Source organism: Verminephrobacter aporrectodeae subsp. tuberculatae At4, assembly GCF_000193225.1.
GTDB classification, from domain to species: Bacteria; Pseudomonadota; Gammaproteobacteria; order Burkholderiales; family Burkholderiaceae_C; genus Acidovorax; species Acidovorax aporrectodeae.
The window spans coordinates 1-6,775 of record NZ_AFAL01000109.1 but is presented as its reverse complement, the minus strand read 5'-3'; the positions used below and the strand labels follow the sequence as shown (position 1 = coordinate 6,775).

General features: G+C 66.7%; 8 protein-coding genes. 5 read left to right on the top strand and 3 right to left on the bottom strand.

All coding sequences use genetic code 11. The features are described 5' to 3' along the window. Positions 1-743: carboxylating nicotinate-nucleotide diphosphorylase (gene nadC / locus VTU_RS0104440; protein WP_010101214.1), on the top strand; the 743-nt coding region annotated here is incomplete at its 5' end. Then, positions 740-1,876 (top strand): quinolinate synthase NadA, encoded by a 1,137-nt coding sequence (gene nadA, locus VTU_RS0104435; RefSeq protein WP_010101213.1) that lies wholly within the window; start codon positions 740-742, stop codon positions 1,874-1,876. The genes nadC and nadA, both read left to right, overlap by 4 nt. A 16-nt stretch (positions 1,877-1,892) precedes the next feature. Here the strand turns inward: nadA and VTU_RS0104430 are convergent, their stop codons facing one another. Continuing rightward, positions 1,893-2,453: a class I SAM-dependent methyltransferase gene (locus tag VTU_RS0104430; protein WP_010101211.1), complete on the bottom strand. Its 561-nt coding sequence runs from the start codon at positions 2,451-2,453 to the stop codon at positions 1,893-1,895. Between the two features lie 42 nt (positions 2,454-2,495). Here VTU_RS0104430 and VTU_RS0104425 point away from each other — a divergent pair, with 42 nt between their 5' ends. Both VTU_RS0104425 and VTU_RS0104420 read left to right on the top strand, forming a co-directional pair. Further along, the gene (locus tag VTU_RS0104425) at positions 2,496-2,834 is read left to right on the top strand and encodes a type II toxin-antitoxin system RelE/ParE family toxin (RefSeq protein WP_029554102.1); all 339 of its coding nucleotides are present in this window, start codon (positions 2,496-2,498) and stop codon (positions 2,832-2,834) included. Next, positions 2,831-3,112: a helix-turn-helix domain-containing protein gene (locus VTU_RS0104420; RefSeq protein WP_010101209.1), complete on the top strand. Its 282-nt coding sequence runs from the start codon at positions 2,831-2,833 to the stop codon at positions 3,110-3,112. Before VTU_RS0104425 ends, VTU_RS0104420 begins: the two co-directional genes overlap by 4 nt. 28 nt (positions 3,113-3,140) lie before the next feature. Here VTU_RS0104420 and VTU_RS0104415 read toward each other — a convergent pair whose 3' ends face one another. Together VTU_RS0104415 and VTU_RS0104405 are read right to left on the bottom strand one after the other, a co-directional pair. Beyond that, positions 3,141-4,043: an EamA family transporter gene (locus VTU_RS0104415; protein WP_010101208.1), complete on the bottom strand. Its 903-nt coding sequence runs from the start codon at positions 4,041-4,043 to the stop codon at positions 3,141-3,143. Positions 4,044-4,211: 168 nt separating this feature from the next. Then, on the bottom strand, positions 4,212-5,423 hold the full coding sequence (locus VTU_RS0104405; RefSeq protein ID WP_010101206.1) for an MFS transporter: 1,212 nt from the start codon (positions 5,421-5,423) through the stop codon (positions 4,212-4,214). A 142-nt stretch (positions 5,424-5,565) separates the two neighbouring features. On the opposite strand from VTU_RS0104405, the gene VTU_RS0104400 reads away from it, so the two are divergent. Beyond that, the coding region (locus VTU_RS0104400; protein WP_010101205.1) for an ATP-binding protein at positions 5,566-6,775 on the top strand (1,210 nt) is incomplete at its 3' end.

The following is a 6,775-nucleotide window of genomic DNA, read 5'->3' as shown; positions in this document are numbered from 1 at the left end:
GCCGCGCGCGCGCCTGCATCCGTGCGCGCGAGGCGGCCGTGATCTGCGGCGTGCCCTGGGCCGAGGCCGCCCTGCGCGCGCTGGACCCCGCCGTGCAGCTGACCTGGCATGTGGCCGAGGGCCGGCGCTGCGCGCCCGACCAGGTGGTGCTCGAGGTCGCAGGCCAGGCGCGTGCGCTGCTCAGCGCCGAGCGCACGGCGCTGAACTTTCTGCAACTGCTCAGCGCCGTGGCGAGCAAGACGCGCATCTATGTGGATGCGGTCGCGGGCACGCGCGCGCGCATCGTGGACACGCGCAAGACCCTGCCGGGCCTGCGCCTGGCGCAAAAGTACGCCGTGCGCGTGGGCGGTGGCGTGAATCACCGCATCGGCCTGTACGACGCGGTGCTGATCAAGGAAAACCATATTGCCGCAGCCGGTGGCGTGGCCGCCGTGCTGCACGCCGCAGGGAAGCTGGCCGCGCAGGCGCAATTCATCCAGATTGAAGTGGAAACGCTGGAGCAACTGACCGAGGCGCTGCACGCGGGCGCGCAGATGGTGCTGCTGGACAATATGCCGCTGCCCATGCTGCGCGAGGCCGTGCGCGTGAACGCGGGCCGCGCGGTGCTGGAAATCTCGGGCGGCGTCACGCTCGAAGGGCTGCGCGCGCTGGCCGAGACGGGCGTGGACCGCATCTCCGTCGGCACGCTGACCAAGGACGTGAAGGCCACCGACTTTTCCATGCGCCTGCAGGAGTTGTCATGAACGCAACCGCTGTACTGAACCGCATCGGCGTGGCCTACGAGCAGCCGCTGGACGCGCACGCCGCCGACGGCAGATGCGCCACCCGACAGGCCTGGGCGCGCGTTCCGCCCGAGCCTGCGCAGGCCGAGCGGGGGGCGCTGAAGGAAAGAATCCGCCGCCTGCTCAAGGAAAGAAACGCCTCCATGGTGTCGCACTACTACGTGCACCCGGACTTGCAGGACCTGGCCGAGGAGACGGGCGGATTCGTCGGCGATTCGCTGGAGATGGCCCGCTTTGGCCGCGACCATGCCGCGCAGACGCTGGTGGTCTCGGGCGTGCGCTTCATGGGCGAGACGGCGAAGATTCTCTCGCCCGAAAAAACCATCCTCATGCCCGACCTGGACGCGAGCTGCTCGCTCGACCTGGGCTGCCCGGCGGACGCGTTCGGCGCGTTCTGCGCGGAGCACCCCGAGCGCAGCGTGGTGGTGTACGCGAATACCAGCGCCGCAGTGAAGGCGCGGGCCGACTGGGTCGTCACCTCCAGTTGCGCGCTGGAGATCGTGCGTGCGCTGCGCGCCGCGGGCCGGAAAATCCTGTGGGCGCCGGACCGCCACCTGGGCGCCTACATCCAGCGCGAGACGGGCGCCGACATGGTGTTCTGGAGCGGCGCCTGCATCGTGCACGACGAATTCAAGGCCTTCGAGCTCGAGGCGCTCAAGCAGGAGCACCCCCGGGCCAAGGTCCTGGTGCATCCCGAGAGCCCCGCCGAGGTGGTGGCGCTGGCCGACGCCGTGGGCTCCACCTCGGCGATTCTGAAGGCCGCGCGCGAAATGGACGCGCAGGAATTCATCGTTGCCACGGACAACGGCATGCTGCACAGGTTGCGCACGCAAAACCCCGACAAGGTCTTCCACGAGGCCCCCACGTCGGGCCATGGCGCCACCTGCAAGAGCTGCGCGCACTGTCCCTGGATGGCCATGAACGGCCTGGCCGGTGTGGTCCATGCATTGGAGACGGGCGCCAACGCCGTCCTCGTGGACCCGGCGCTCATCGCGCGCGCGCGCCAGCCCATCGACCGCATGCTGGCCTTCACCGCGGCGCTGCGCAGCGGGCAGCCTGCGGCCGGGCTGCTGCCGCATCTGGGGGCCGTTTGAGGAGGGTCCGGGGGTTCTACCCCGCGCCGCCCCTCGGGGGCAGATGATGCCGCGCGGGGGCGTCGGACTGCGGGAGCTCCCGTAGCGCGGCGATGCGCTGCACGAAGCGCGCAGGCTGCTCCAGAAAACCGTCCTCGTACCCCAGGACGCGCAGACCCGCGCAGGCGCCGAGCAGTTCGCCGGGCCGCAGCAGGAATTGCGGCCGGGTGGGCCGGCCCACGGTTTCCTGGCCCTGCGCAAAGGTCTCGCAGATCAGCAGACCACCGGGCGCGACGCTGTCCACGATGCGCGGCAGCAGGGGGCGCCACAGGTAGTTGGTGACCACCACGGCGCCGAACTGCCGCCCGGCAAGGGGCCAGGGGCCGCTCTCGACGTCGGCGCAGAGCATCTCGCCCAACCCGGCGCAGGCGGCGATGGCCTGCGCGCAACGGTCCACCCCCACGACGCGATGTCCCAGGCCGCGCAGCCAGCGCAGATGGCGCCCCGCACCGCAGGCCACGTCCAGCGCCGTGCTGCCGGGCGCGATCAGGTGGCTCCAGCGGCAAAGCCATTCACTGGGGGTTTCGGCGGTGTGCATGGGGGTGTTGTCTTTCAATACAAAATATTGTATGGTCAGGGCGTGACCGAGCCAAAACCAATTGAGTTTCGTGGTAGCTCCCTCAATGACCTGCGGAGGTTCCCGATTGCGGCAAGACGCGAAGCGGGTCATCAACTCGATCGTGTGCAAAATGGTCAGGAGCCTGACGACTGGAAACCCATGAATACGGTGGGTCAGGGTGTGAAAGAGATCCGGATTCGGGATGCCGCCGGTGCATTCAGAGTCCTCTACGTTGCCAAGTTTTCTGATGCCGTCTACGTGCTTCACTGTTTCCAGAAAAAGACAGAGAAGACCAGCAAGACCGATGGGGACTTGGCCGCCAGGCGGTACCGCGATTTGTTGAAGGAGATGGGCCAATGAGAAGCCAGCGATTTACCAGCGTCTGGGACGCCATTGAGGGCACCCCGGAGGAAGCGGAAAACATGAAGCTGCGTTCCGCGTTGATGACGGCGCTGAAGAACCACTTGATCAAAACCGGAATCAGCCAGGTACAGGCCGCGCAGATTCTTGGCGTGACCCCGCCGCGTGTCTCCGACCTGGTGCGTGGAAAGATCAACCTGTTCAGCCTGGATGCGCTGGTGAACATGGTTGCGGCTGCGGGCCTGCACATCGAGGTGCGGATCCGGGAAACCGCATGATGCCGTGGGCCAGTGTCCTGCCCCGCGCTCAGTTTCTCGGCCGCAGCCGACCGAAGCGCCATAGGGGCTCGCTGAGGATGACCAGCAACGCCGCCCAGATGATCGAGAAGCACAGCAGCGTGTTGTTCGACAAGGGCTGGCGATAGAAAACGAGGGCGACCAACAGCTGTGTCGTCGGCAAGACGAACTGGAAGAAGCCCATGGCAGACAGCGGCAAATGCCCTGCCGCATACGCGAACAGCCACAGCGGAACCACGGACACCAGGCCGCATACCAGCAGCAGCACGGCCGTTGCCGCCGGCAGGTTGCCAGGCAAGGTCAGTGAAACCTGCGAGGCGGCCAGAAGAGGCAGCCACAGCACGCACAGCGTGAAAGTTTCCATGAAGAGCCCACCAAAGGGGTCGAGTGGCGTCAGTTTCTTTGCACAGGCGTAGCCGCCCCAGGTCACCCCGATGACCAAGTACACCCAATGATTGAGTTCACCACTGCGCAGCATCAGCGCAGCAACGGCCATCGCAATCACCACCAATCCCGCCAGCCGCACCGCGCTCAGCGTATCGCCAATCACCACCTTGGCTATCGCAATTGCGATGAACGGCGCAATCAGGTAGCCGAGACCACTTTCAACGACATGTCCGTGAATGGACGCCCAGATGAACGTGCCCCAGTTCAACACAACCAGGTATGCTGCTGCGGCATGGATGCCGACGGTGCGCCAAGTGAGTTTCTCTGCGAGAGCCCTGAAACGCTGCAACATCAGCATCGCCAGAGCCAATGTTGCAAGGGACAGGAAGATGCGATAGCCAAGCAGGGTTTCCGGTGAAATCACTGCGAGCTGCTTCCAGTAAAGCGAGGACGCGCCAAGGATCACATTCGCGACCACGCCAGCGCCCGCTGCCAACACATAGCGCGTATTGATTGGGCAGAACATTAGAAGCAAGCCCAGATTTGGTCGGCCAGCATCACCATGAAGCCCGGCGCGGTGTACATGCCAAACACCAGCAGGCACAGCAGCAGCGCCACGGCCCAGCCCAGCCAGCGCAGCGCACGTGGCAGCGCGGGGGGTGTGGGGCGGGGGCGTCGTCCATGGTGCGCGGGCTCAGGCGGGTTGCGGCGCGCTGCGCCGGATGGGGCTTTCGTTCACGGGCAGGTTCACCAGGCCGGCGAACACGCCCAGGGCGATGGCGATGTACCAGACGATGTCGTAGCTGCCGGTGGTGTCGTACAGATAGCCCCCCAGCCACACGCCCATGAAACTGCCGATCTGGTGGCTGAAGAACACAAAGCCGCCGAGCATGGACAAATGCTGCACGCCGAAGATCTGGGCGATGGTGGCGTTGGTCGGTGGCACGGTCGAGAGCCACAGCGCGCCGATCACGGCGGAGAACAGGTACACCGACGCGGGCGAGAGCGGCGCGAGCAGAAACAGGCTGATCGCCACGGCGCGCGCAAAGTAGATGAAGGACAGGATCTGGCGCTTGGGCAGGCGCTGACCCAGCATGCCGGCGACGTAGGTGCCAAACACGTTGAACAGCCCGATGAGTGCCAGCGCGTAGCTGGCCACCTGGGGCGACAGGCCGTGGTCCCGCAGGTAGCTGGGCATGTGCACGCCGATGAACACCACCTGGAAACCGCACACGAAGTAGCCCGCCATCAGCAGGTTGAAACTGGGGTAGCGCAGGGCCTCGCCGAGCGCCTGCACGATGGTCTGCTCGCGCCTGGGCGGCGCCGCGCCCCGGAACCCGGGTTCGCGCAGGCCCAGGGCCAGTGGCGCGATCAGCAGCACCATGGCCGCCAGCGCCAGCAGGGCCTGTTGCCAGCCCAGGTGGGCGATCAGCCAGCCTTCCACGGGAACCATCAGGAACTGGCCGAACGATCCGGCGGCCGCCGCCATGCCCATGGCCCAGGACCGGCGCTCGGGGGCAATCTGCCGGCCGATCACGCCGTAGACCACGGCGTAGGTGGTGCCGGCCTGCGCCGCGCCGGTCAGCACCCCGGCGGTCAGCGCGAACAGCGTCGGCGTGGGCGCCAGCGCCATTCCCGCGAGCCCCAGGCCGTAGAGCACGGCGCCGCCCAGGAGCACGCGCAAGGCGCCAAACCGGTCCGCGAGCATGCCCGCAAAAATGCCGATGAATCCCCAGGAGAGGTTCTGGATCGCCAGCGCCAGGGCAAACGACTGGCGCGTCCAGCCCCGCTCCTGCGTGATGGGCAGCAGCCATAACCCGAAGCCGTGGCGGATGCCCATGGACAGGGTCACGATGGCCGCTCCGCAAACGAGCACCTGGAGCATCGACAGTTTGGGCGGATTCATACGCGTATCCCTGTACATGTGCATCCACAAGAATGTAGCCGGATTGCCTGCTGCGCGCCGGTGCAGCGGGGCGCGGGGCAGGGGGCGGACATCTGTTTTTTTATCCAGATTTTGCTGCAATGCCGCATTACAATCCGCGCCCATGGCTGCAAAACCCTCCTCCGTCTTTGCGGGCGAATACTCCGAAGGCTCGATCCGCGTTCTCAAGGGCCTGGAGCCCGTCAAGCAGCGTCCGGGCATGTACACCCGCACCGACACCCCCCTGCACATCGTGCAGGAGGTGCTGGACAACGCCGCCGACGAGGCGCTCGCCGGGTACGGAAAAAAGATCCGCGTCACGCTGCACGCCGATGGTTCGGTGGGCGTCGAGGACGACGGGCGCGGAATTCCCTTTGGCATGCACCCCGAGGAAAAGGCCCCGGTGATCGAGCTCGTCTTCACGCGCCTGCACGCGGGCGGCAAGTTCGACAAGGGCCAGGGCGGCGCCTACAGCTTCTCGGGCGGCCTGCACGGCGTGGGGGTGAGCGTGACGAACGCGCTGGCCACGCGCCTGGAGGCCACGAGCCACCGCGAAGGCCAGTCCGCGCGCCTGGTGTTCGCGGGCGGCGAAGTCGTCGAACCCCTGGTCTGCCGGCCGCTCGAGGCGGGCGAGCGCAGGCAGGGCACCACGGTGCGCGTATGGCCCGACGCCAAGTACTTCGAATCCAGCGCGCTGCCCATGGGCGAGCTCAGCCATTTGCTGCGCAGCAAGGCGGTGCTGATGCCGGGGGTGTCGGTTTCGCTGGTGCACGAAAAGACCCGCGAGACGCAAACCTGGCAGTACAAGGGCGGCCTGCGCGACTACCTGATGCAGAGCCTGGGCGCCGAACCGGTGATCCCCCTGTTCGAGGGCGAGGGCTTTGTCGACGGTGGCAGCGAGAGCTTTGCCGAAGGCGAGGGCGCAGCCTGGTGCGTGGCCTTTACCGAGGACGGCGCGCCCATGCGCGAGAGCTACGTCAACCTGATTCCCACGAGCGCCGGCGGAACGCACGAGAGCGGCCTGCGCGACGGGCTGTTCAACGCCGTCAAAAGCTTCATCGAACTGCACAGCCTGCTGCCCAAGGGCGTGAAGCTGCTGCCCGAAGACGTTTTTGCGCGCGCCAGCTACGTGCTCAGCGCCAAGGTGCTGGACCCCCAGTTCCAGGGCCAGATCAAGGAACGGCTGAACTCGCGCGACGCCGTGCGGTTGGTCAGCGGCTTCGTGCGCCCGGCGCTCGAGCTGTGGCTCAACCAGCATGTCGAATACGGCAAGAGACTCGCAGAACTGGCCATACAGGCCGCGCAGACGCGCCAGAAGGCGGGGCAGAAGGTGG

Excerpts from the sequence above, each read along its gene's own strand:
- nadA (WP_010101213.1), top strand. The coding sequence starts at position 740 with ATGAACGCAACCGCTGTACTGAACCGCATCGGCGTGGCCTACGAGCAG.
- VTU_RS0104430 (WP_010101211.1), bottom strand. The coding sequence starts at position 2,453 with ATGCACACCGCCGAAACCCCCAGTGAATGGCTTTGCCGCTGGAGCCAC.
- VTU_RS0104420 (WP_010101209.1), top strand. The coding sequence starts at position 2,831 with ATGAGAAGCCAGCGATTTACCAGCGTCTGGGACGCCATTGAGGGCACC.
- VTU_RS0104415 (WP_010101208.1), bottom strand. The coding sequence starts at position 4,043 with ATGTTCTGCCCAATCAATACGCGCTATGTGTTGGCAGCGGGCGCTGGC.
- VTU_RS0104405 (WP_010101206.1), bottom strand. The coding sequence starts at position 5,423 with ATGAATCCGCCCAAACTGTCGATGCTCCAGGTGCTCGTTTGCGGAGCG.